The organism is Rania fehmarnensis (genome assembly GCF_056494185.1).
On the sequence record NZ_CM151398.1, the window covers coordinates 6,196,295 to 6,220,429 of the forward strand.

Genomic DNA, 24,135 nt, shown 5'->3' on the forward strand with positions numbered 1-24,135 from the left:
TGTAGAGCGGCTGTCCCCAGCCGCTCAGCACCCGCTAACCAATTCTCGACCGACCAAGTACACAAGCTCAGTCGACGTACGCAAGCCATGCGTTAGTTGGTTCCATTTTTATACAACGCAGAGACGCAGAGGGTCGCAGAGAAGACCGTTCGGATGAAGACCGTACATCCAAAGCCACCTTGTACGAGGTTAGTGAAGGAGTATCACTGGAGAACGACCGATTGCTCATCGCGATAGTAGCTGATGGGCCAGAGACAACAGACTAGCCACAGAAGGGTGCAAGGGCCCGGGAAAGTTTCGTAGATCGTATCTTCCGTTAGTCCACTGATTATCAAATAGGCCGATAGGGCGCGAATCAGCAGATTGGGATAACTGATGGCGTTAAAAGCATTCCACAGCAACAACAACAATGTCAAGCCACCGGCTCCCACACCAGCCGCCAGGGTGGGATGCAGCAAAATGTTATGCGTCGACTGCAAATGATCGACCAGCATGACTTTGTTGGACCCCATCCCATAACCCTGGAGAGGTCGGCCTTTAATCAGTTTGACCACACGCTCCCAGATGTCATATCGTCCTGTGACTTGAGTTACTTCCTCCAGGTCGCCGGTCTTGGTCACGGCTCCCAGCAACTTCTTGGCGACCATGTCTTCGCGACCCGTGGCTAACAAGAAAAACAATATCGCTACACCACCAAACATCATCGACCAGGTGAGAGCAGCACCGATCCGCGTAAAGAGTAGATCGAGATTCAAAATGACCAGACATATCAACACGGCCAGTAGCGCCGTTCGACTCATCGCCAGCACGCCACCAATCATAAATAGCCCGAGCAACAAAGCACTCATCCACCACTTCAGCGACCGCAGGCGTAGAAAGTATGTCGTGAGCAGAAAGCCCATCATGGCAGTGCGCCCAGTGTGGTTGGGCTGCGATAACGCTCCCAGCCGCTCGATACGCACGCCGTCATTGAACTCTTCGACAAACACTCCGATTCGCGGAACCAGGACGTACAGCAGTAGCGAAAGCACAGTGAATAGCAAACAGCCCGCCAGCGTCGCTGCCGCCGTACCTCGCAGTTGAAGTACGGTTAACGCCGTCGGCACAAACAGCAGATAGGCTATGAATACAATCGTTATGGGAATCGATGAACCGGTCACCGAGGTCAAACATGTCAACGCAAAGATCAGCGCGATGGTACACAGCAGCATGCCTGGAATGGATACCAGGTACGCTCGAGCTCTGGGCAAGGCGACCAATCCCCACACGCCCAGTCCACCAGCCGCGACCGCGTTTAGCAATTTCAATAAGATGCTGGGGGTCTTGCCTATACGCACGGGATCTTCCCCGTGAGTGGTCACGCCTTCGGCAATATCCAGCGGACCAGAGAAGACTCCAACCATCATGATCAGGAAACAGATCCAGTAGACGGCAGCTGGAATGCGAGTTGTTCGTTCAGGCAAGGCAAGCATACCGCGGCACCCAATGGTTCTTTCGCCTATTAATTGCGGCACCTAATTCCAGTCAATCATCTGCCAGGCAATCATAAAGATCGCGGCGTCGACTGCTGCGTGACTGATCCAAGGACCGAGCACGCTACCGCTCCGTCGATACAGTCCCGCCCAAATTGCTCCACCTACGGCCACTCCCAAAGCCAGGCCATACGTTAGTGGCGATGCCCAGCCGAAGTACCGAGCCAGGACCAACACGTGATGAGCCATGAATCCCAGACTAGAAACCAGGATGGCCCCTGCCAAGCTAAGGCGCCCTTCAAGATGCCTAAAGACGAACCAACGCCAATAATATTCTTCCAATCCTGAGTGACATAACGAATAAAACAGCGCCACCGCAAGAAAAATGCCTTGGCTTTTGAGCCCCATCGACGCAATTTTTTCTCGCGCCGCTTCAACGGCCCCAGTAGCCAAACCGCTCGGAACAAGCCAAAAGTGGTACGTGGCCAGAATCGTCGCTGCAATCGCTAGCCCGCTTCCCAATCCCCACACCACGCTCTCGCGCAGCTTTACCGACTGCTGGCTCGTAGTTACTTCACCTGACGCTTTGCTGGGTCGGGAAAAGTAAAACCAGGCGACAAGCGGTAACGCAAACTGGATCGCCTTGCCGACGGCATAAGCGGCTTGCTGAATCGCAGGCGATGAAGTGGCCAACAAATCAAAGTAGATCCAGGTTACCAACGTCGGCAAACTCAAGCCCAATATCAACAAGAGTATCGGGGCCTGGGGAATCTTTGCGTTCATATGCGGCCGAGCATCCGATCGAGCGAATCGGACGTCTGATAGATCAGGGCTTCGGGATAATGTTGATACGGATGAAAATACTCGAAAGTCACATAACCTTCGTAGCCCACGCTTTCAAGGTTATCCATAACCGTCGGCCAGTTGGTCGTACCATCAAGCAGCGGCCGAAAGGTCTCAAGCGAGTAGTCAGTGCCCTTCTTGGTGAACTCTTTCAAGTGCACGTTCTTGATTCGTTTGCCCAAGATCGGTATCCAGTGCTCTGCAAACTGAAACATCGAGATATTGCCGGTATCAAAGTGAACCTGGATGTGCTCACTGGAAAAGCTGTCGACAAACGCGTTCATCTCCATGGGCGTCATCAAGAATCCATTGAAGAAGATGTTCTCCATGTTCAACGAGACCTTGTGCTTTTCAGCGGACTTGAGCATCCCGGCAACGGCCTCCTTGGCTCGCTGCTCGCATACATTGTTGGGCACCGGTTCATGGTCGTCACGCCATGGAATGTGGACCGCGCCGGGCACGACCAACAGATTCTCAACGCCCATGTGACCCGCGGCTTGCGCCATCAAGCCGGCCAGTTCGACGCCGCGATTGCGTTTGGCGGCGTCATTACTGGAAAGCGGATAAGGCCAAAACAGAAACGAACATAGACCACTGATCTCAATACCCACCTTGTCCGCTTGCTGCCGAATGGCGGCCAGATCGCTAGGTGAAGCTTTTGGCGAGAGATCGTTATCCAAATCGTAGTTCAGTTCGATGGCATCAAAGCCCGCGCGCTTGGCCAACTGCAGACACTCCAGCAACGTCATGCGTTGTGGATATGGAAATGCCCACAGGTTAATGCTCTTGCGCATCTTGTAACGTTTGGGACTGGCGCGGCGCTCATCGGCAGCCTTGAGCGACTGCGCAAGTACGTTGTTAGCGGTAGTTGTCGACCCGACGGCCAGTGTACCAGCAGCCAATGACATGGCCATTAGCTGTCGACGGTTGACCGAACAAGTTTGAGCAAGCGTGAGGTTGGTCATGAGCGGGTCCTTGGGAAGCGGTGGATGAAGGACCCGTCAGTTTACTGCATCACTTGACTGCTTGCCAAACATCCAATCGCAGCTGCGGTTTTTGAGCAGCATTAGGTTGAGCCTGCGGTGGCGCAGGTGGCTGAGCCGGTTGCAGAGCAGCGGCAGGTTGAACAGGCGGGAAATTCACTTCTGGAATCTCGATGTTCACTTGAGCCTCAATTGCTCGCGGCTTGTCGCGGAACTCCGCAGGCGGCAATTCAATCTGCATTTCTGACTTGGGCTGTATTACGCTGCTTCGCTTCAGGCTAGCCCAACGAATCGGTTTGGAACCCCAAGCAGTCTGAACATCGCTTGCAGGTGCCATGGCGGCAGTTGCATCTTTTTCTTTCAACAGACCTGGATTCCATCGCGGTTGAAAATCAAAGTCATCGGGTACCGGTACCGGTACTGGCAACAATCCATCGCTGTCCACGCTCTTCTGGTTGTTGATTGATTGCGGCTGGGACTGAGTCGGCGACGGACTGAATCCGCGGCTGCTATTGAGCGGTTGCTGCACAATGTTTTGCAGTTGAGGTTTGGATTCGAGGCGTGCGCCCGAATTGAAAATCGGTGGCAGCGATGGCACGGTACCAGCGGCTGGGTCGCTGCTAGGTGCACCCGGTGGCATGACCGTCCCTGGCGCGTTCAGCCCTGCAGGCGGATAACCACCGGGAGCTGCAGGCGTGATCGTCGACTGCAGTGGCGGCAATCCCGTGGCACCAGTTGCCGGGTAGGGATTGGTACCGTAAGGCACGGATGCACCGGGCGCAAAAGTCCCGGTCGATCCACCACCGGTGGAACCACTTCCGTAATAAGTGGTTGTGCCACTGTAGGGCACCGTCGGATAGTTGCTCTGCGGTGGCACGTAAGCCGGAGGCTGCATCGTCGAATAGTTACCATAGTTGGAGGCATACCCCGAGTAACCACTCGAGTATGGTGTCGCTGGTATCGTCGCTGGCGCGGCCGGTGTAATGATACTGCCGGGGACCGAGTTCAATGGCATCACCGTCGATGTCGGTGCGGTTGGATAAGCACCATAGGCAGTCGAGTACGGCTGAGTGGAAACGATCGGTCCAGCTAGCGGCACTCCTCCGCGCGGCAGCGAGTAGGTCGGCGAAGCTACCGGCGGGGCGTTGGGCACCGTGCCTGGCAGCGTTGCGCCGCCATTGAAGACCTGCGTCAATCCCCAGGTTGGCACGCGCTGAGTTTGATATTCATACGAACTACATGGAGCCAAGGTAACCACTTGTGCCCCTGTGTTCGGATCTGTAGTTAACACAGGTCGATAATAGGTCACCGGTACTCGCGAGGCCGTACTGCGATAATCCGGTACCAGTGTCACTGGTGAATTGGGCGGCATCACCGCGGGCGGCATGTTCAGCGAGTCATTGGTTGGTCGCTGGGCCATGTACCCATAACCGCCAGCACCTACGATAGGCGCGGACGATCCATAATAGGTGCCGTAACTGGGCGCAGCATAGCTAGTGCTGGGCGTGTAGCCAGTCGAATAGCGATAGGCGCTGCCGGGCAACGCCACTCCATAAGGTGTGTAGCCTGTAGAGTACTGAGCGCTAGGTGCATAGCCGGTCGAATAAGGCGCATAGCCAGTCGAGTAGGGCGAGTAGCCAGTTGAATACGGCGCGTAGCCAGTAGCATAAGGCGAATAGCCCGCGGTCACCGGGTACGGTGCACCCACCGGAACGGGCTGGCCGTAGGCTGGTCGATGAAACAACCAATCCAACAGTGGCCCCGCCTGGGCAGTGCGCGTGGGAGCGCCGACCCATAGACCGGCCAGCAAACCACTCAGCAGTACGAATTGGCGCATCAACATTAAAGCACTCCGACGGAGCATCAAAGGTGGCGGATCAACCAGCTGTTACTTGAGGCGATAACCGGCCAGTGTGTCTATGCGTCCGTGCAGGTTCTGCAGTCTTTGCGAAAATTTTCCGGCAGCTGGTTGTCATCGCCCGACGAATGTGCAGGTTATGACGTGCGCAGCACTCCACTGAGAATTCCGCAAGAATGCGTGTAGAATCTTAGGCCGCAGTTAGCCACGGGCAAGCGAAATAATTTGGCCAAGCGCACGAATTTTTCTCAAGTCCTTCGGCCCTCCCTCCAGACCGCCACAAGCGATAGTCCTTCGCCATTCCACTCAAGCTTACAAGATGCCTCAACTTACGAAGTCACAAGTTCTCCAGCTTATCCAAGACCATCCCATTGTCGCCATTGTGCGCTTGGACGATCTCTCTCAAGCTATCGCCCTTAGTCGAGCTTTGGCAGCCGGCGGTATCGTGGCTCAAGAATTTACCCTGACCAATCCCGACGCGCTAACCATTCTGCCAAGTGTCAAACAGGCGCTGCAGGACGATGGCCATCCATCGGTCATTGGCATCGGCAGCGTCCGCAATCGCGACGAAGCCGACGCTGCGCTTCGTGCCGGTGCTGACTTCATCGTCAGCCCAATTACCAATGAAGTTATCATCCAAACTTGCAACGCGGCCGGCGTGGCCGTGATGCCCGGTGCATACACTCCCACCGAAATTGCCCACGCTTGGCAGTGCGGTGCCGATGTCGTCAAGGTCTTTCCAGCCCGCCAACTTGGACCCAGCTACATTAAAGATGTACTGGCTCCCATGCCCTATCTAAAACTAATGCCCACCGGCGGCGTGGATTTGAGCAACATCCGCACCTTCTTCCAATGCGGTGCAGTTGCCCTGGGTATAGGTGGTAACCTGGTCGATCCTCAAGCGATCAAAGCCGGCCAGTGGCAAGCCATTACCAACACCGCCGCCGCCCTCGTAGCGGAAGCCGCCAAGGCTTTCGAGTGTCCGTAGCGGATCCCGTCAAGGCTTTCGAATAAATTGAATTGAATCTAACCTACAGCACGAAACCCTTGACGGGTTCCGCTACCAATTGAAACGTACTGAACGAAACCCTTGACGGGTTTTGCTACCGATAGCAAGGATTATGTGGATGACTAGTTCCAGCGCGACGACCTACGACGTAGTGACCTTCGGTGAAACCATGTTGCGTTTCACTCCGCCCGGTCGCAATCGATTGGAAGGCACCGATCAACTTCAAGTGCACGTCGGTGGCAGCGAATCGAATACGGCGGTCGGATTGGCCCGGTTAGGCTTGAAGACAACCTGGCTATCGCGTCTGCCCAACACCGCCCTGGGACGCATGGTCCGCGGTGAACTGGCTCGGCACGGTGTCGATACAACCCACATCGTTTGGACCGAACAAGGCAGGCTCGGCTTGTACTTTCTGGAAGAAGCGGGACCGCCACGCGGTAGCCAAGTCATTTACGATCGCGCTGATTCGGCCATGAGTCGAATGCAGCCCAGTGAATTGCCGCGCGAGCTCTTTGCACCGGGACGTTTCAAACTGTTTCATACGACTGGTATCACGCTGGCCATCAGTCCTGCAGCCCGCGAGACGGCCATGCTGGCTGCGCAGCTATCTAAGCAATCCGGCGCGCTGGTTAGTTTTGACATTAATTACCGCAGCAAACTCTGGTCACCCACCGCCGCTGCAGAGCATTGTCATGCCATGCTACAGCTGGCGGATGTGGTTTTCATACCAGATCGCGACGTGCAGACGCTGTTTGGTTTGCCCGCAGTGGATGAACCCGAATCAGCCCTCGAAACCCTGGCTTCGCGCTACACACAAGCTACCTGGATTATGACGCGTGGTCGCACGGGTTCGTCGGCCATTGCCAAGGGACAATTCTTTGTGGAAGGCATCTTTGATTCCGACGAAGTCGGTCGGCTCGGTGGTGGCGATGCCTTTAGTGCAGGCTTCTTAGCCCATTATTTGGAAAGCCACGGCAATGTGGCTACGGCGCTGCGCTGGGGCGCTGCCACCTCAGCTCTTAAGTACAGCATTCCAGGCGATTTGCCCATCGTCTCGCGCAGCGAAGTTGAAGCGCTCGTCGGAAACGGAGCAGGTGTGAGCCTGGCGAGATAGATTTGTGATTGCCGATTGCCGATTGCCGATTTGTGATTGATGATTGATGATTTAGGCTTCAAAATCTTCTCGGAAGCGGTAACCGACTCCGCGCACCGTTTCGATGGTCTCAGCCAAATCGCCGAGCTTTTTGCGTAGAGCGCGAATGTGAACGTCGATGGTTCGCTCCAGCACCAGCGTGTCTTCGCCCAGAGCGGCATCGATCAGTTCGCTGCGGTCGAAAGCCCGGCCGGGCTGACGAATGAGCGTCTCGAGCAAACGAAACTCGCTGCGTGTCAGTTCGAGCGGTTGTTGATCGACCAAGGCGCGATGGCGTCGGCGATCGATGGTGATCCGCTGCGAAGTGACGATGTCATCATCAATGCGTTCGGCCGCATCGCGTCGTCGCCGCAGGGCGCGAATACGTTCGATCAAGACGCGAATGCTAAATGGTTTCAACACGTAGTCATCGGCACCCACCGAGAAACCGACCAATTGATCCGCCTCTTCACTCTTGGCCGTCAGCATGATGATGACGGTGTTGCGAGTCTCGGCCGAGGCCCGCAGTTGCCGACAGACTTCGATACCATCGACCAGCGGCAACATGACATCCAAAATCACGATGTCGGGCATCTTCAGCCGGGCTTGCACTAGTCCGTCTCGGCCTTCGTAGGCTCGATGGACATCGTAGCCTTCCTTGGTCAGATTGTATTCGAGCACTTCCGACAGTGCGTGGTCGTCTTCAACAATCAGGATCTTAGGAGTCGGCATATATTCAGTCGACAAACAAGGCTACCGGAGCCCGCATGGCTTGCGGCCACAGCAACGATCGTCGGTTCAGCGCGAGCCGAATCGCAAATCGCCACCTTCTCCAGTTTGGTGATACCGATGGCGTACGATAACGCCATTAACCATGTACACAACATCTTCCGCAATATTGGTGGCGTGATCTGCGATGCGTTCCAGGTGACGCGCACCTGAAAAGCAATGCAGGCCGGCCTCGACCCAGGCGCTGTTGCCAGTCATCAATTCAGTGATCTGATCGATGACCTTCACGTTCAAACTGTCAACCGCATCATCGCGACCGATAACGCTGTAGGCCAGGTCGATATCGGAATTGACAAACGCATTCAATCCATCATGCACCATACGCGTGGTCAAGTTGACCATCTCGTTGATCATTTCAGGAATCGGAAAATCGGGAATCGGAGCCAGGCAGTAACCTCGCTCGGCAATGTTGCAGGCCAGGTCTGCCATGCGTTCCAGGTCGTTATTGATCTTCATCATGGTGGTTATGCGCCGCAGGTCGGCCGCCACCGGTTGATGCAAAGCCAGTAGTTTCAGGCACTCTTCTTCAATACGGACTTCTTGGCGATCGATGTCGCGGTCGCGTCCAATGACTTCGTCGGCCAGATCGCGGCGCCGCGCCACAAGCGACTTGACGGCCGTATTGATCATCTCTTCAACCTGTCCGGAGATGGTTAGCAGATGATGATAGGCTTGTTCCAAGTCGTGCTGTAAATGTCGTGACATCCCGCGTCATATCCTTGTGATAACTGCGACCATTGGGGTCAGCAGCCACGCGTACGGTTATCCTTGCTTTGCCGTCCGCTAGCCACCGACATTTGATGAAGATTGTGTAAATCCTACCGCTGGCAAGACAATCTCGAAACGGGTTCCCTGCCCAGGACCGCTGACAAGTTCAATATGACCTTCCAGTACGTTGACAAGTTGTTTGACGATCGCCAGTCCCAGCCCAGTGCCACCGGAGTCGAGCGAGCGATCCTTCTGGACACGATAAAATCGTTCGAAAATCCGACTTTGCTCGGTTTCCGGAATGCCAATGCCCGTGTCTCTTACGACCAGGCAGACACTTGAGCTGGGCCCGCCGCCCACCGTCGGCGTCGAACTGTTTTGGTCGGGGCTCGGATTCTGGGCTTTGCCAGTTTGCAGTTCAATTTCTACGCGCCCGCCGCCAGGGGTGTAGCGGATCGCATTGGACAGCAAATTACTGGCAATGGTTTGCAGCGCATCGCGATCGGCCAACACCAGCGTGCGTTCCGCAGGCATTCGCGATATGAACTCGATGCCTTTCGAGCGGGCCATGCCCTGCGCGGCTTCGATACAGGGTTTGAGGGTCATCACGGCATCGATACGCTGGACTTTCAACTTCAAAGCGCCCGACTCCGCCCGAGCCAATTGCAGCATGCCACTGACCAAGCGATCCATCCGATCCGCCTGATCGAGAATATTCTGCAAGAAGCGATCAGCCATCGCTGGATCTTCGCTATGCATCGATTGCAGAGTTTCGGTGTACGCGCGAATGGCTGCCAAAGGTGTTTTCAATTCGTGGGATGCACCGGTAACAAACTCGCGTCGCGCCAGTTCGCTGCGTTGACTGGAACTGACATCGGTGGCCGTTAGCAAGACACCATTGGGCGCTTGATCGATCGACTGGGGTGATACTTGCAACTGCAGATAACGCGGAGTGTTACCAACTTCGATCGTTTGTTGACTGGGATTGCCGGTGCGCAGGGTATGTTCCACTAACTCGACGACGCCAGGTACACGCACGGCTTCCAACATTTTGCGTCCATAGTATTCATCCTGTGGACTCAAACCCAGCTGCTCGATCAACACCCGGTTGACCAGCAGAACACGACCGTTGTGATCCACTGCCAAGATGCCTTCGTGCAAGTTGGCCAAAATGGCTTGGAATTGCCGCAGCTGACCTTCCGCTTGAACTAGCTTGTCTTCGCTACTGCTGGACTTCCGCCATAGCGCTAGATCTTCGCGTTCCAACTTCAAGCGTTTTTGACTGCGGCTGATCACTAACCACGTTGCGCTATAAACTAATCCGCACAGCAGCGTCCAGGCTGACCACCAGGCGACATCGATGCCATGATCGGTGTAGGTCCGCGTGCCACGGATCGCTTTGACTGTGGTGCTGCCATCCAGTGGCACAGTAACGCTAGCTCGCCACAGGCCCGCTGGAGTGCGTACCCAAGTCGTATCGACGGACAGGTTTTCAGTCAGTGGGACCAGGTCGATGTCGAGTTGTTTCTCGAGCGATTGCCAGTCCGGATCGCTCTCCCAAGGTGTTTGCCAGCTTTGCGAACTGGCCAGCTGCGCCACTGCCCGCACACTGCGCTGAAATTCTCCGACTTGAGCCGCCCGCCAGGCGACTCCCAGTAGGCCGTGACCAACCAACCCCAGCATGCCCCATAGCGCTAACATGGTTACCGGCCAACCCAACTTGGGTAGCCAATTCAGCACTTTGGGCAGATAGTCCAATTCAGTTGTCTCGAAAGCTGTGTAATCGGTCAGCGAGTATTCAGTATTATGAAGAGAGATCGCAATTGTTGCAGACCCTCATCCAGTCTAAATACCAAATCCGAAGTCTGATCCCATGAGTCATGAAGTTTCAGTGAACGCCGATACTTCGCGAGATTTTGCGACATTGCTGGAAATCGCTCGTAGCGGCGACCGCGATGCCCTGGGCGAATTGCTGCAATGGTACTGTAATTACTTGACGATTCTGGCTTCGACCCAACTGGACAAACGCTTGCAGCGACGGCTCAGTCCATCGGACTTGGTCCAGGATACGCTCTTGGCGGCTCAGCGAGATTTCCCTGACTTTCGCGGCCAATGCGAACGCGAACTCCTCGGCTGGCTCAGGCAAATTCTGATCAACAGCCTGCACCGCGCCATCGAAGTCCACTTAAAAGCCGGGAAACGCGACCTGCGGCGCGAAGTGTCCCTGGACGAAATGTCGACCTCGATGGACAAATCGGCCGTGCGATTCGGGGCCATGCTAGCCAACAATGGCACCTCGCCCAGCGGCCCAGTCCACGCCCGCGAACGGGCCGTAGCCCTAGCCAACGAGCTTGCCAAATTGCCGGATCACTATCGCCAAGTAATCATGCTGCGCAACCTGCAGAGCTTGAGTTTCGAAGAGATTGCTGAGCGCATGGAGAAGTCGGTCGGAGCCGTGCGTATGCTGTGGCTGCGGGCAATCGACAAATTCAAAGAGACATGCGCTCCCATCGAATGACATTTCGCGGCTCTTGGGGTATGCTACTGCCCGCGATGTCCCTTTAGGTGGCATAGGCCTCCAGCCTGTATGTAGCATAGGCTTCCAGCCTGTATGTGGCATAGGCTTCCAGCCTGTGAATTCACAGTTCCACAGGCTAGAAGCCTATGCCACACTGGTCTGCCACACAGGCTAGAAGCCTATGCCACACTGGCCTCCAGCCACAAACTGTCGAACTGAATACGCATGATTTATGAATTCTCATTTTTAGCGGTCAGTGTCTTTGCGCTGTTCGTGGCAGTTACGCTTGGTTTGAGCTTCTATCTAGGCAGCAAAGCTAAATCATCCGCCGGATACTTCGCCGCGCATGGACAGATACCTTGGGTCGTCAATGGCGTTGCTTTTGCTGGCGATTACCTATCCGCCGCTTCGTTCTTGGGCATCTGTGGCATGATCGCTACTGCTGGATATGACGGCTTTCTGTACTCGATCGGGTTTCTGGCGGGCTGGGTAGTTGCGCTATTTGTGATCGCTGAGCCGATGAAGCGCTTAGGCAAATATACTTTCGCCGATGCCTTGGATGCCAAATTTGGTTCACGCGGTATTCGATTGGCCGCAGGCATCAGCACACTCGCGGTAAGTTTGTTTTACCTCATACCTCAAATGGTTGGTGCCGGTGCACTTGTCCAGCCGCTGCTGAACTTTCCGCACTGGGTCGGTGTGTTGATGGTCGGCACAGTGGTGATTCTGATCGTGGTCACCGCAGGCATGGTGTCGACAACTTGGGTTCAGTTCCTGAAAGGCACTTTGCTCGTCTTCTTTAGTGGTGTGTTGACCGTGCTGCTACTGATGCGTGGGTTTCAAGCTACCGACGGCGGCATCGACAATCATCGCTTTCTCAAACTTGGGCCGATTGCAAAATCTGAGATCATTGCGGGTGCCAGCCTGTCGCTGAATGGCGGTGATTATCAGATTGTGCCAGGCGATGACGGTTGGGAGAAAAGCAATTACGTGCGTTTGAAAGTTGGTGATGCCACGTCGGTCATGAACGTGTATCCGGTCGCTGAAGAGGCCGGTGAGCCCGGCGACAGGATCGAACTGCGCGAGGCGCAGACAGTCACCATCACGGCCGACAAACAAAAGCTGGTCAATGGTCAACTCATGGGCCGCAGCAAGGGTGAACCCGAACTGCATCCGGTAGGACACATTGAGCAATTGCCCGATTCACAGGCAGCTACCGGTGCCGTTGGACCACTCGAATTTTTCCGCGTGCTCAGCGGTAGTCGTGTGATCCTGTGGCGCAAGGGCAGCGATGTTGTGCACGCCGACGGATCGAAGACCACCGTTTATATCCAGAAGCCCACTCCAGGTTCACAAGTCTTACGCCCTGGTGAATCGACGATGTTCAAAGGTATTCGCGGTGATAGCTGGACAGCCAAGCTGGACTTTATCTCGTTGATGCTGGCCCTGTTTTGCGGCACTGCCTCGCTGCCACATATCCTGATTCGTTACTACACCGTGCGTGACGCCGCGGCTGCGCGCAATAGCACGATCGTCGGGATTGCGAGTATCGGTACGTTCTATGTGCTGACGTTGTATTTGGGGCTGGGAGCGATGACCTCTGGTGCGCTGGATGTCACCAACGATAACATGTCGGCCCCGCTGCTGGCCAAGAGCATCAATCCCGTGTTGTTCGCGATCATTTCGGCCATCGCTTTTACCACGGTCCTCGGCACCGTCAGTGGTTTGATTTTAGCCGCCAGCGGCGCGGTAACCCACGATCTCTTGCTCAGCGTTGGCGGAATGAAGCTGACCGAACACGAACAAGTGCGCGTGGCCAAGATGGCCTCGGTGGTCGTGGGCATGATCGCGATCGTATTGGGTATTTGGTGGGAAAAGCTGAATGTCAGTTTTCTGGTCGGTTGGGCCTTCAGTGTGGCAGCCAGCGCCAATCTACCTGCCTTGCTGATGTTGCTCTTCTGGAAAGGCACGACGCGACAAGGTGTGATCGCCAGTGTGGTCGTCGGCATGGTTAGCTCACTAACCTGGATATTGCTCTCCCGAGACACATTCGAGAAAGTTTACGGCTGGCAACCCGACCTGGCCCCGATGCCCTTCAGCCAACCCGGCATCGTAACCATTCCGCTGGCGTTCTTGGTGCTGATCGTCGTCTCGAAGGCTACCGCTAGCGCGGGAGGGCGAAGGTCCTCTTGAGCCCAACACCGCCTGGAATGACGGACAAAGTTACTCGGGGATGTGGTGCTGGAGGCATCAGTTTAGTTCGATGATGCGAACTGATTGCCGACCAGAGTCTATGTCCGTTGTTCTGAGCGGTGTTGGGCTCAGCAGGAGCATTCGCCCTCCCGGCTAACGCCGCAGCACTCCGAGGTTACGAACTAGCGCTGCGGTACGACAGGAGCGCGCGTTGAAACACCCAGCGGCTGAAGAGTAGCGAGGCAACAGTGGCTAGCACGGTAAAGGCGGCTAGGGGCCATTCCCAACTGGCACGAGGTGTTAACGGCTGGGCCAACAGCCGGGCCGGGATGTTTACAACGACCAGCACGGGAATCACAAACGTAAAAGTAGCCCACAGCGGCATGCCCCATCCTTGCTGGTAGATCTCCATCGGATAACGCGAGAAGTTGGTAATGTAAAACCAAAAATCATACAACGTTTGATTGCGGCCCAGCCAAATACTGGTAGCGGCCAGGCAAGTCATCAGGCTGTACAAAATCAACACGCCGCACATCACATAAAATGGATATAGAATCCATGTGATCGGTTCGATGTTCCAAGGATGCGTGGTGCGCTGGGTCAGGTGCGAGAGGCTGATGCCCAGCAACGTAAAGGCGACGATCACATTGGTCAGGCTAGACCAATCCATCTTGCGAAACGAAATCAGAAACTGGGTGTCGATCGGTTTCAACAAAGCGAAATCGAGACCACCGGTGCGAATGAGCTCGCTGAACTCTTCCGCGTTGGGCATGAAAAACGTTTGCACGAAGGAATTGATTAGCCATGTCGTGCCCAGGAAAACATAGAACTCGTACTTCTCCCAACCTGTATCGCGGCCAATCGAAGGTGCATGCTGAAAGATCAGCCAATAAAAGCCGACGTTCATCAGTGCCCACGACACACTCGAAATGGCCTCGATAATGAAGTTCGTGCGAAAGAGCATATTGCGAACCAGCGAGTTGCGGGCAAAGGTCGCGAAGACGCGCCAATAGCTTGGACCACTGGAGGATGTCGCTGGTAGCGGTGACGGTGTTGCTGGGTTGTTCATCGCGTTAACCACCATACCCCGAGTATCGCTTCAGCCCGCGAGCATACATCCAACGAGCCAAAAGCACAAAGAAGACTAACCATAAAAATTCAATGCCGATTTCCATCCATAGTCGATCAGCGGGAATCTTGCCCAGAAACACAGCCGCCGGAAAATAAGCCAGGTACTTCAGCGGCAAGATGCTAATCAGATCCGCCCACGGCCACGGCAGCGATTGCAACATGTCCAGCGGGAACATGTGTCCCGAAAGGAAGAAGTTCAACAACATATAAACGAATAGAAGCGAACTGACTTCCAGAAACCAAAATCCAATCAAACCGATACAGACTTCGATAAAGTAGCCCAGCATGAACGCTAACAAAAGCGAAATCACAAAGGCACTAAACTGTGGCAGGGGTGGCCAGCCTTGCGTGAAATAGCCGCGACACAAAAAGAACACGATTGCAAAAGGCACCGTAGCCACGGTGTAGTACGCAATCTTGTGCGCTATGCGGCCCAAGAGCATAAAGCCCAACAGGTCGACCGGCTGGACGATGAACTTCTTGATCTCGCCTTCGCGGATCTGTCGAGCAATCGTCGATGCCAATCCCGGCATGCTCGAGAATGCTCGACCGAGCATCGACAGCAAGTAATAAGCGACCATATCTTCGAAGGTGTAGCCTACCAGCGTGGCGGAGACGCCAATCGATTCAAATACGGCCCGCCATAAAAAAATCTGCGTGATGATCGGCAGGAAACGCATCAAGGTTCCCAGCGCGAAATCACCGCGATAAACCAGGCGCTCTTCCAACGCAATGCGCAGGATCACCCACCAACTGCTCAGCCGATATCGAACTTCCACTAACGACGACATAAACGAACCTTATGATCGATGTACTCCGAGCTGCCACCTAATGCAACTGCGGCCGACTAACCAGCCGTGGGCCGCGTTACTCTGGGCGACTCTCTTCAAAGATGCTGGCGATCACGTCTTCCAGCGGTGGATCTTCGACGCCCACATCTTCAATCTCGTACTCTTTCAATATCTGCTCGAGTACGCGGGGGACGTCAGCCCGTGGACATCGCAAAGTAACTTTGGGTAGATCTTGATCGGTAACGTCAGCCAGTTTTTCTAAGCCGGCTGCCGATTGACCATCAGCTAGCAAAAGTCGCAAGATCTTCTGACCACTAAAGCTGTCGATAATGCCGCTCAACGAACCATCGTATTTGATCGCGCCGTCCGTGATGACGACTACGCGTTTGCACAGAGCGGCCACATCTTTCATGTAATGGCTGGTCAGCAGGATGGTGACGCCGCGTTCTTCCTGGTAATACCTCAAGAATTTTTGAATGTTGTGTTGAGCGACCACATCCAGACCGATGGTGGGTTCGTCTAGAAACAACACTTCGGGTGAGTGCAACAGCGCAGCGATCAATTCCATCTTCATGCGTTCGCCCAGTGAGAGTTCGCGCACTGGGCGGCCGAGCAAGCCGCGGACTTTCAAAAGCTCGGTCAATTCATCCAGCGAGCGTGTGAAGATGGCTGGATCGATGCGGTATATCTGTTGGTGCAAGCGAAACGATTCTTGGGCTGGCAAGTCCCACCAGAGTTGATTCTTCTGCCCCATGACCAGGGCGAAGCGACGGCGATATTCGTTATCGCGTTCCCAGGGTACAAACCCCATCACGCGGGCGGTGCCGCTGGTCGGCGTGATCACACCCGACAGTAGCTTGAGTGTGGTCGTCTTGCCTGCGCCGTTGGGCCCCAGGAAAGCCACAAACTCGCCTTGTTCGACCGTCAGGTCAATCGAGTTGACCGCATTGACCTGGCGGTATTCACGATGCCACAAACCGCGAATCGCAGCGGCTAGCCCCTCCGCCTTTTGATAGACACGGTAGGATTTACTGAGCTGCTGAAGTTCAATTATTGGCATGGATGGACGACGAACCGAGGAGATAGAAAACTGTCTGCGACATTTGCTTGGCAGGTTGCAGCGTTAATGCTAACCGAGGTCCCCACCGGCGCGCAGGTGGCGGTGAAAAACTGAAAATCGAGATTTGAAATTTGAAATGCCCAGTATCACGCTCGTCTTCCCCCATCAATTGTTCGCCCACTCGCCGGCAGTGGACCGCCAGCGTCCCATCCTGCTGGTGGAAGAGTCGTTATTTTTCCGTCAATACAATTTTCACAAGCTGAAACTGGCCTATCACCGCGCCAGCATGCAACATTATCAGCATGACTTAAAACGCCGTGGCTACCAGGTGAGCTTGCTGGAGCAGGACCAAAAGTCAGCGGACGCGCAGCACCTGGGCAAATTCCTTCGCCAACAGCAAATCACCGAAGTTCATCTGTGCGATCCCGTCGATGATTGGCTGATGAGACGACTAACCAGCTCTCTGGGCAAAGCCAAAATCAAGATGGTCGTCTATGATTCTCCGCTGTTCATCAACACGACCAACCAGATTGACCAGTGGTACGAGCGCCGAGGCAAACTGTATCAAACTGATTTCTATATCGATCAACGCAAGCAACTGAACTTGCTACTGGATCCAAAAGGTAAACCCCTAGGCGGCAAGTGGAGCTATGATGCCGAGAATCGTTTGCGATATCCGAAACGGCAACAACCGCCCGAAGTGCGTTGGCCCCGCGCGTCGGAGCATACGCGTGATGCCACTCAGTACATCGAGACCCACTTTGCCACAAATTATGGCTCAAACGATTCTCCGTTTCGCTATCCGGTTACTCGCCAGCAAGCTCTAAGTTGGCTCGACCAGTTTCTCGAACAGCGATTTGCTGAATTCGGCATCTATGAAGATGCCATCGTGCTCGATCAACCGATCCTGCATCACTCATTGCTTACACCGATGCTGAATATCGGTCTGATAACACCGATTGAAGTCATCGAGCGCACAACAGAGTTTTCTGCGGCAGCCAAAATTCCGCTGAATAGCCTGGAGGGTTTCCTGCGGCAAATCATCGGCTGGCGAGAGTTTATCCGCGCGGTGTACCATCTAAAAGGTCGGCAACAACGCACGACAAACTACTGGCAGTTCCAGCGCAAAATCCCTAAACAGTTTTGGACTGGCGAAACTGGTATCGCGCCCTTGGATGCGGTTATTGGCAAGGTCGTCGGCAATGCGTATTGTCACCATATCGAACGATTGATGGTGCTCGGCAATTTTATGTTGCTATGCGAATTTGATCCCGACGAAGTGTATCGTTGGTTCATGGAACTGTTCATCGATGCCTACGACTGGGTCATGGTGCCGAATGTGTACGGCATGAGCCAGTTTGCCGATGGCGGACTGATGGCGACCAAGCCTTACATCAGTGGCAGCAACTACCTGATGAAGATGAGCGATGCTCCCAAAGGAGCGTGGCAAGATATTTGGGATGCGCTCTTCTGGCGATTCATGCACGTGCACCGCGAGTTCTTCTTGCAGAACCCACGGCTGGGTATGTTGGTTGGCACCTTTGACCGCATGACCAGTGAGCGCCAACGCGATCTGCTCACACGGGCTGATAAGTTCATTGAGTCGTTATAGGTTAGCGATTTTCAGTAGCCACCGCTGCCAAGCGGTGGATATCACGCGTCCACCGTCTGGCGACGGTGGCTACCTAGATACGAGCCAGTCCCTGCAGCCAGACGACGATTCGCTCGACAGGAATCGTATCCCATTTGCCGGGTGCCATATCCGGGGCGGGACTGCCCTGAGCGGGATAGCCGAATTGCTGCAGTTGTTTCAGCAAGTCGGTGTACATTTCGCGCGAGCCAACCAGCATGAAGTGCAAGTTATCGCCCGGCGAATTCTCACGCTGCAGCTTGGCATTTTCGAGCGGCGTACCGATGGTCAACACGCCATTGATTTTGCCTTTGGAAACACGAGCTGCGATCAAGGCCAGTCGGCCTCCAACGCCTTGACCACCCACAACTGTGCGGGCGGCATCGAGCGGTCGTTTTTCGTCAACCAAAAATCGCACCCGCTCAACCAGTTCGATCTCTTCGCTGGACCAACGACTCTTATTGGCCGACTGAACCACGGCGACGCACCAGCCTTCGCGTAGCAGCGGCATCCAGACTTCACGCAACTTATTTCGATCGACTTCGCCAGGTTCGGGCAACAGAATCAAGAGGCCAAACTCTTCGCGGACTTTGGGCTCCGTTTCATTTGCATCCGCCGGTTTGGGTTCGGGGCACCAGGCCCACGCTTTGTTGGGAAAATCGCCGAGCGTCAATTCGATGTCTTCGATTTTGCGTTCAACCTCGTTAGCACGACTGCGACCCTTACCGCTGGCTGGTGCATCACTTTCATTAGGCCAGGTCGTTACCTTGAGGTCAACGTTGCTCGTCTGCGCAGCATCGGAGCCGGTTTTCTGAGTGACGGAAATGCGCCAAGGTGAATCGAGTTCGGCGATCGACAGTTGTTGGCGTAGCTGCGTAGTTGACTTGATGTCGAGATCGCCCGCTTTGGTGATCTGCATCCCGACTTCCAGTTTGGCTTCCGCCGCCGGTGACTTGGGTAGAACTTTGCTAATGACCACGCCACCCTCACTCAAGTTCTCCGCTTCGATTCCTAAGAATCGCAGTCGATAGGTGGGCACCTGTTCTACCAGCGTACAATTCAATTCGCGAATTTCGCCTTTGCGTCGAACTTTGAAGGAGAACTCGGATCCGGCATCGGAGACTCCGAGTGCATGACGCAGATGCGCCAGCAACTCAACTTTGCGGCCAGCCGCTTCGATGATCGTATCACCTGGCTTGAGCCCTGCCTTGGCTGCCGGCGAACCCGGCGCAGCGCCTGCGACTTTGACCGGACCGGCTAGTTCATTCTGATCGGAAACGACGATTCCCAATTTGCCTGAGTGAATGTCAGTGCCAGCTTGGAGTGTGGCCAGACGCGCTTGTATGTCGACCAGGGGAATTGCAAAGCCAATGCCCGAATCGTACAGTTGAGAAGAATCACCTTCCAGAATCGCGCCTGGAGAGATGGGGGCCAGAATGCCAATTACTTGTCCATACAGGTCGACCAGTGGTCCACCGTAATTGACAGGTGACACTTTTGCATCTGTTTGCACCGCTTTGCCATACGCGCGGTCCAGAGCGCTGATGATGCCGACCGATTGCGAAACCGCTTCGCGTTCAAAGGTGCGTCCCAGTCCGATCGCCCACTGGCCTATCTTTATTTCGCTCATTGGGCAGGCTGTCGCAGCCGTCAATTCTGCTTTGGGTTCGACTTTCAGCAGAACCAGTTCGCGGCTGTGGTCGCGAGCCACGATCTTGGCAGCCAACCGGGTGCCGTCGGGCATGGCCACTAGGATCGAGGCGGGCTGCTGACGAAAGCTGTACAAGCTAGAAATGATCCAACCATCTTTGCCGACGATGGTGCCGGTAGTCGGACCGTCGGAAATGATCTCGCCTTCGACTTTTTCTAGGCCTGCGAAGGTCTCGATCTGCACCACCGAAACCGCCGCCGCGTCAGCTGCCGCATTGAAGGCGGCTTGCTCGTCGGCCAGCAAGGATTCGGCGTCTTGAGCAACGATCATACGTGACGCGTTGGCATGGAAGATCGCAAGAATGAAGAACAGCCCCCAGGCTGAAATGCCACGCACCACGGATCGTATCCTTTCAAAGTTGGTCAAGCTGGAAAAACTCTGCGGCCAATCTACATTATGGCACAACGCCGCCCCATGTGCATTTGAGGCCGGCCGGGTGAAGTTTTTTAAATCATAAAGTGTCGGAATTCCGAAAATGGGTTTGTAAACACGGTGTACGGCTCAGCAGGTGCTTCACCGTCCCCGTTGAACCAGACTTGCGCCGCTGACTCCATTTTTCCGGTGAAGGAAATATGAATGCTTTCTCGCTCAAAGAAGCCAAGGCCTTAGTGAAGGATTTGGGACGGCCCAATCCCTGGATCTACTGGACGGATTTCTTGGCCACGATTTGCTGCGCTCATGTGCTGTTGGGCGCTGAGATTCGGGCGGCGGATTGGCTGCCGCTGAGCGGAGTAGCGTTTTGGTTTGTGCGCCTGGCGATGTTCGCGGTGGCCGCGATACTGTACATGCGGGCAGTGATGTTTATCCACGAACTGGTGCACCTGCGCAGCGATACCTTTCGCGCCTTTCGCATCGTCTGGAATCTACTGTGCGGCATTCCGTGTTTGATTCCGTCATTCATGTACTACCCGCATGTCGATCACCATCGCCGCAAGAGCTACGGAACCGATCACGATGGCGAGTACCTGGAACTCAGCCACAAACATCCTATCTACATCGTGCTGTTTATCCTGGCGGCATTTGTGGTTCCACCCTTGGCATTTTTCAGATTTTTAGTGTTGACGCCTATCGCCTGGTTTTGGCCCAAGCTCCGCGAATTGGTAGAGACGCATGCCAGCACGCTCGTAGTGGATGTGTTTTACATGCGGGGTGACTTTGGACCACGCGCGCGACACTTGATGACCCTACAAGAAGTGGCTTGTTTTGCCTGGTGTATGTTCCTGATCGTGCGCGGGCCACTCGTCGAGGGGACGCTCTTCGGACAGTTTTGGCTGCATGCTTATGCACTGAGCGTTTCGCTGATCATGCTCAACAACATCCGTACGCTGGGCGCACATCGTTGGGTTGGTCAGGGCGACGAGCTGTCCTTCGAAGAACAGTTGTTAGACAGTTTGAATTATCCACATCGAGCGTGGATTACCGAACTGTGGGGGCCAGTGGGCACGCGTTACCATGCGCTGCACCATTTGTTCCCCAGCATCCCCTATCACAGCTTGGGCCAGGCTCATCGTCGCCTGCAAGCCGGATTGGCCGCAGACTCGCTCTATCACCAGTGCGAACGAGTCAGCCTGAGCGGCGCCATCTGGGAACTATGGCAACGCGCCAGCCAGAACGCGCGCCAGAGCAAAGTCTCTGAGAGTTCAGCATCCGTCCAGCGCGCCGCATAAGCAGACCGCTGTGAAGTTGTTGTAGAGCGGCTGTCCCCAGCCGCTCCGCACCCTCTAACCCCATTTTCAACCAACCGTTGGTCTCGGGAGGGTGAATGCTCCTGCTGAGCCAAACACCACTCGGTCGGTCGAGAATTGATTAGAGGGTGCTGAGCGGCTGGGGACAGCCGCTCTACGACTCCAGTTAGCGGACGCCGTGCATCATGCGTTTGAGGAAAGGGGCCATTATGAGCAAGGCAAATCCGAATCCGATTCCCCATATGCCAATCATCTGAAAGACACCCAGGTAAGTCTTCAACGCCAACTCGGGATTGGTCACTTGGCCCGCAACTGTATCGACAGCGGCCACTTGAGCTACCACGCCAGCAACATATTGTGCGACCGAGGATGAGAGAAACCATACGCCCATCATCAGACCCACGATGCGGGCCATCGAGAGTTTGGTAATCATGGACAGTCCAACTGGCGATAGACATAGCTCGCCAATCGAGTGAAACCAATAAGCTAGTACCAACCAGAACAAACCAACCTGGAAATTGCTATCAGCGAACCTGGCCCCGAACACCAGCGCCAAGAAACCCAAGCCAACCAGCATCAGCGCGATCGCAAACTTGACTGGTAGTGAGGGTTCCATTTTGCGTCGCGCCAGCGCGCCCCATAGCCAGGACATGACTGGTGCGAACATCACAATAAACAGCGCATTGAAAATTTGGATCTGGGCCGCAGGCATTTCGTAAGTCCAAAAGCCTAACCAAATCCGACGATCCGTATTGCGATCAGCATACAACGTCAGCGACGAACCAGCTTGCTCGAACAACATCCAGAACACTACCGAGAAGACGATCAGCACAATGGCGACCAAGATCTTCTCGCCCTCTTCGCGGGTGCCAGCCGTAAATGCCCACAGCGGTATGCCAATGGTGGAAACCAAGAACACCGCAAACAACACTTTGCCTAGTAGTGGCAATGAGGCGAGGTAACCAATCAGACCAGTGCCTTCCTCGGCTGATAGCGAAGCCGCCTCGGCGCTGACCATCGTGTTGTGAAGCAGGAACCACATGCATGGAATCGCCAACAAGGCCCCGATGTAAATGGTCATCGTTGCCCTGCGCGTAGCGTCCGGTGGTGGGTCACCATATCCTTTCAGCCGTCCGGCATCGAACTGGAACAGCGTCCAGGAAACCAACATCCCCACAGCTGCCGCCATAAAGCCTGCCCACCAACCCACGTTTTCGGCTAGCCATGGACACAAAAACTGCGATAGCGTCGAACCCAGATTGATACCCATGTAGAAGATCGTAAAGCCCGCATCGCGCCTGGTATCACCAGGTTCGTACAGCGAACCCACCATCGTCGAAATGTTGGGCTTGAAGAACCCATTACCCACGATCACTGACGAAAGCGACAAGAACAGCAGGTTAACCCAAAACGGATCACGCTCGCCGTTGGATCGGAAACTGCCTTTGGGATAAACGATCGGTGGCGTATCGGCTGGGGCTGCGGGTTGCGCATCGGAGGTGGCTGGCGTCGCGCTTTTGGGCGTCAGCACCAGACTGCCATCTTCCAAACCGCTGAACGTGTAATCGACTCCATCCATTTTGACACTGTACTTCGACGCACCGTCGACTTTCTCAACCGAGACATCGTAGACCACGCTCTTGTCGGTATTGGGATGGAGAATCAGTTTGGGCTTGGCCTGTTGGCCCCCATAACACAGGCCGAAGTAGCCGATGGCCATGAGGATCGCGCCCAGCTTAACTGAGCGTTTGCTGCCTAAGAAGCGATCGGCCAGCAGACCGCCAATCAACGGCGTCAAATAGACTAGCGAAGTGTATGCACCATATAAGCCATTGGCCGTATGATCACCAAACAAGAAGTGTTTGGTCAGGTACAAGGCCAGGATGGCCCGCATCCCGTAATAACCAAAACGCTCCCACATCTCGGTCGTGAACAGTCGTGCGAGTTGCGGGGGGTGACCAAACCAGAGCTGGTCATCACCAGCGGGACGATTCACCGGAGCGTCTGACATATTGCGGGCCTCTCGTAGATAAATGCACCAATTGAGTCGTCGGGGCGTGTGAAATTTGCCAGCTTTTCAGCTTTAATACAAGAGGCATCTAGCCGGTTTTGGGTGTTTTTGAAGGCACTGTACCTATGTCGAAAGAAATATCGCCTCGGTCTCCCTCGATTGAACAGTGGACTCAGTGGCTGCTCTGGCTGTCGTGTGCATTCCTATGCTCGGCCATCGTCCCCGCCTTTATGCCGCTCAGTTGGATGGACACAGGCCATCGACTGTTGGGGCTCGGCCCAGCGCCATCTGAACCAATCTTTGAATACCTGGCGCGTTCATGCGCCTTGATGTACTTTGCTCACGGCGTATTCGTCGGAGCCATCTCGACGAACATTGTCAGGTATCAACCTCTTATCGGTGTGTTAGGTTGGCTCAATATCACCTTAGGCTTGTCGCTGCTATGGATCGACAGCCAAGTCGGACTGCCATGGTACTGGGTGGCCCTGGAAGGCCCCCCAGTTGCCTGCATCGGCATACTCATCATCTGGCTACACCGAATGAGGCTATGATGAACAGGTGGCGACTTCTGCTACAGTCTGGGAAGAGCCAAAGTCTGGCGACGTCAACTA

19 protein-coding genes are annotated in these 24,135 nt (G+C 54.9%); 7 read left to right on the top strand and 12 right to left on the bottom strand.

Features of this window, described 5'->3' with window-relative positions; genetic code table 11:
- Positions 1-203 precede the first annotated feature (203 nt).
- Genes SH573x_RS21230 through SH573x_RS21245 form a run of 4 tightly spaced genes read right to left on the bottom strand, consistent with a single transcriptional unit; the run spans position 204 to position 5,141 of the window.
- Complete coding sequence (locus tag SH573x_RS21230) at positions 204-1,472, bottom strand: O-antigen ligase family protein (protein ID WP_479349780.1); 1,269 nt, start codon at positions 1,470-1,472, stop codon at positions 204-206.
- A gap of 42 nt (positions 1,473-1,514) precedes the next feature.
- Positions 1,515-2,255 (bottom strand): CPBP family intramembrane glutamic endopeptidase, encoded by a 741-nt coding sequence (locus SH573x_RS21235; protein WP_479349781.1) that lies wholly within the window; start codon positions 2,253-2,255, stop codon positions 1,515-1,517.
- Positions 2,252-3,280, bottom strand: coding sequence for a sugar phosphate isomerase/epimerase family protein (locus SH573x_RS21240; protein ID WP_479349782.1), 1,029 nt, complete (start codon positions 3,278-3,280; stop codon positions 2,252-2,254). Before SH573x_RS21240 ends, SH573x_RS21235 begins: the two co-directional genes overlap by 4 nt.
- A gap of 49 nt (positions 3,281-3,329) precedes the next feature.
- Positions 3,330-5,141: a hypothetical protein gene (locus SH573x_RS21245; RefSeq protein ID WP_479349783.1), complete on the bottom strand. Its 1,812-nt coding sequence runs from the start codon at positions 5,139-5,141 to the stop codon at positions 3,330-3,332.
- A 334-nt stretch (positions 5,142-5,475) separates the two neighbouring features.
- Here SH573x_RS21245 and SH573x_RS21250 point away from each other — a divergent pair, with 334 nt between their 5' ends.
- Together SH573x_RS21250 and SH573x_RS21255 are read left to right on the top strand one after the other, a co-directional pair.
- Positions 5,476-6,144, top strand: a complete 669-nt coding sequence (locus SH573x_RS21250; protein WP_479349784.1) for a bifunctional 4-hydroxy-2-oxoglutarate aldolase/2-dehydro-3-deoxy-phosphogluconate aldolase — start codon at positions 5,476-5,478, stop codon at positions 6,142-6,144.
- 139 nt (positions 6,145-6,283) lie between these two features.
- Complete coding sequence (locus tag SH573x_RS21255) at positions 6,284-7,279, top strand: PfkB family carbohydrate kinase (RefSeq protein ID WP_479349785.1); 996 nt, start codon at positions 6,284-6,286, stop codon at positions 7,277-7,279.
- Positions 7,280-7,330: 51 nt separating this feature from the next.
- Here the strand turns inward: SH573x_RS21255 and SH573x_RS21260 are convergent, their stop codons facing one another.
- From SH573x_RS21260 to SH573x_RS21270, 3 genes are all read right to left on the bottom strand, one after another.
- Entirely contained in the window at positions 7,331-8,029 is a 699-nt protein-coding gene (locus SH573x_RS21260) for a response regulator (protein ID WP_479349786.1), read from the bottom strand.
- 66 nt (positions 8,030-8,095) lie between these two features.
- Entirely contained in the window at positions 8,096-8,791 is a 696-nt protein-coding gene (gene phoU / locus SH573x_RS21265) for a phosphate signaling complex protein PhoU (protein ID WP_479349787.1), read from the bottom strand.
- A 78-nt stretch (positions 8,792-8,869) separates the two neighbouring features.
- The gene (locus tag SH573x_RS21270; RefSeq protein WP_479349788.1) at positions 8,870-10,552 is read right to left on the bottom strand and encodes a sensor histidine kinase; all 1,683 of its coding nucleotides are present in this window, start codon (positions 10,550-10,552) and stop codon (positions 8,870-8,872) included.
- Positions 10,553-10,667: 115 nt separating this feature from the next.
- Between SH573x_RS21270 and SH573x_RS21275 the strand changes: the two genes are divergently transcribed.
- Together SH573x_RS21275 and SH573x_RS21280 are read left to right on the top strand one after the other, a co-directional pair.
- A complete protein-coding gene (locus tag SH573x_RS21275; RefSeq protein ID WP_479349790.1) occupies positions 10,668-11,312 on the top strand; it encodes a sigma-70 family RNA polymerase sigma factor in 645 nt (214 codons plus the stop codon).
- Positions 11,313-11,537: 225 nt separating this feature from the next.
- Positions 11,538-13,505, top strand: a complete 1,968-nt coding sequence (locus tag SH573x_RS21280) for a sodium/solute symporter (protein ID WP_479349791.1) — start codon at positions 11,538-11,540, stop codon at positions 13,503-13,505.
- Positions 13,506-13,680: 175 nt separating this feature from the next.
- On the opposite strand, the gene SH573x_RS21285 is transcribed toward SH573x_RS21280, so the two are convergent.
- The 3 genes from SH573x_RS21285 to SH573x_RS21295 all read right to left on the bottom strand — a co-directional run bounded on the left by SH573x_RS21285 (position 13,681) and on the right by SH573x_RS21295 (position 16,487).
- Positions 13,681-14,574, bottom strand: coding sequence for an ABC transporter permease (locus SH573x_RS21285; RefSeq protein ID WP_479349792.1), 894 nt, complete (start codon positions 14,572-14,574; stop codon positions 13,681-13,683).
- A gap of 4 nt (positions 14,575-14,578) precedes the next feature.
- Positions 14,579-15,427: an ABC transporter permease gene (locus SH573x_RS21290; protein ID WP_479349793.1), complete on the bottom strand. Its 849-nt coding sequence runs from the start codon at positions 15,425-15,427 to the stop codon at positions 14,579-14,581.
- A 76-nt stretch (positions 15,428-15,503) separates the two neighbouring features.
- Positions 15,504-16,487, bottom strand: a complete 984-nt coding sequence (locus tag SH573x_RS21295; RefSeq protein ID WP_479349794.1) for an ABC transporter ATP-binding protein — start codon at positions 16,485-16,487, stop codon at positions 15,504-15,506.
- 136 nt (positions 16,488-16,623) lie between these two features.
- Between SH573x_RS21295 and SH573x_RS21300 the strand changes: the two genes are divergently transcribed.
- Positions 16,624-18,099, top strand: a complete 1,476-nt coding sequence (locus SH573x_RS21300; RefSeq protein WP_479349795.1) for a cryptochrome/photolyase family protein — start codon at positions 16,624-16,626, stop codon at positions 18,097-18,099.
- Between the two features lie 73 nt (positions 18,100-18,172).
- Here the strand turns inward: SH573x_RS21300 and SH573x_RS21305 are convergent, their stop codons facing one another.
- Positions 18,173-20,167 (bottom strand): PDZ domain-containing protein, encoded by a 1,995-nt coding sequence (locus SH573x_RS21305; protein WP_479349796.1) that lies wholly within the window; start codon positions 20,165-20,167, stop codon positions 18,173-18,175.
- A 233-nt stretch (positions 20,168-20,400) separates the two neighbouring features.
- On the opposite strand from SH573x_RS21305, the gene SH573x_RS21310 reads away from it, so the two are divergent.
- The gene (locus SH573x_RS21310) at positions 20,401-21,495 is read left to right on the top strand and encodes a fatty acid desaturase family protein (protein ID WP_479349798.1); all 1,095 of its coding nucleotides are present in this window, start codon (positions 20,401-20,403) and stop codon (positions 21,493-21,495) included.
- Positions 21,496-21,679: 184 nt separating this feature from the next.
- Here SH573x_RS21310 and SH573x_RS21315 read toward each other — a convergent pair whose 3' ends face one another.
- Complete coding sequence (locus tag SH573x_RS21315; protein WP_479349799.1) at positions 21,680-23,524, bottom strand: peptide MFS transporter; 1,845 nt, start codon at positions 23,522-23,524, stop codon at positions 21,680-21,682.
- A 125-nt stretch (positions 23,525-23,649) separates the two neighbouring features.
- Between SH573x_RS21315 and SH573x_RS21320 the strand changes: the two genes are divergently transcribed.
- Positions 23,650-24,075 carry a hypothetical protein gene (locus SH573x_RS21320; protein ID WP_479349800.1) on the top strand — a complete coding sequence of 142 codons (426 nt, stop codon included), beginning with the start codon at positions 23,650-23,652 and terminating at the stop codon, positions 24,073-24,075.
- Positions 24,076-24,135: the final 60 nt, after the last annotated feature.

Excerpts from the sequence above, each read along its gene's own strand:
- SH573x_RS21230 (WP_479349780.1), bottom strand. The coding sequence starts at position 1,472 with ATGCTTGCCTTGCCTGAACGAACAACTCGCATTCCAGCTGCCGTCTAC.
- SH573x_RS21235 (WP_479349781.1), bottom strand. The coding sequence starts at position 2,255 with ATGAACGCAAAGATTCCCCAGGCCCCGATACTCTTGTTGATATTGGGC.
- SH573x_RS21240 (WP_479349782.1), bottom strand. The coding sequence starts at position 3,280 with ATGACCAACCTCACGCTTGCTCAAACTTGTTCGGTCAACCGTCGACAG.
- SH573x_RS21245 (WP_479349783.1), bottom strand. The coding sequence starts at position 5,141 with ATGTTGATGCGCCAATTCGTACTGCTGAGTGGTTTGCTGGCCGGTCTA.
- SH573x_RS21250 (WP_479349784.1), top strand. The coding sequence starts at position 5,476 with ATGCCTCAACTTACGAAGTCACAAGTTCTCCAGCTTATCCAAGACCAT.
- SH573x_RS21255 (WP_479349785.1), top strand. The coding sequence starts at position 6,284 with ATGACTAGTTCCAGCGCGACGACCTACGACGTAGTGACCTTCGGTGAA.
- SH573x_RS21260 (WP_479349786.1), bottom strand. The coding sequence starts at position 8,029 with ATGCCGACTCCTAAGATCCTGATTGTTGAAGACGACCACGCACTGTCG.
- phoU (WP_479349787.1), bottom strand. The coding sequence starts at position 8,791 with ATGTCACGACATTTACAGCACGACTTGGAACAAGCCTATCATCATCTG.
- SH573x_RS21275 (WP_479349790.1), top strand. The coding sequence starts at position 10,668 with ATGAGTCATGAAGTTTCAGTGAACGCCGATACTTCGCGAGATTTTGCG.
- SH573x_RS21280 (WP_479349791.1), top strand. The coding sequence starts at position 11,538 with ATGATTTATGAATTCTCATTTTTAGCGGTCAGTGTCTTTGCGCTGTTC.
- SH573x_RS21285 (WP_479349792.1), bottom strand. The coding sequence starts at position 14,574 with ATGAACAACCCAGCAACACCGTCACCGCTACCAGCGACATCCTCCAGT.
- SH573x_RS21290 (WP_479349793.1), bottom strand. The coding sequence starts at position 15,427 with ATGTCGTCGTTAGTGGAAGTTCGATATCGGCTGAGCAGTTGGTGGGTG.
- SH573x_RS21295 (WP_479349794.1), bottom strand. The coding sequence starts at position 16,487 with ATGCCAATAATTGAACTTCAGCAGCTCAGTAAATCCTACCGTGTCTAT.
- SH573x_RS21300 (WP_479349795.1), top strand. The coding sequence starts at position 16,624 with ATGCCCAGTATCACGCTCGTCTTCCCCCATCAATTGTTCGCCCACTCG.
- SH573x_RS21310 (WP_479349798.1), top strand. The coding sequence starts at position 20,401 with ATGAATGCTTTCTCGCTCAAAGAAGCCAAGGCCTTAGTGAAGGATTTG.
- SH573x_RS21315 (WP_479349799.1), bottom strand. The coding sequence starts at position 23,524 with ATGTCAGACGCTCCGGTGAATCGTCCCGCTGGTGATGACCAGCTCTGG.
- SH573x_RS21320 (WP_479349800.1), top strand. The coding sequence starts at position 23,650 with ATGTCGAAAGAAATATCGCCTCGGTCTCCCTCGATTGAACAGTGGACT.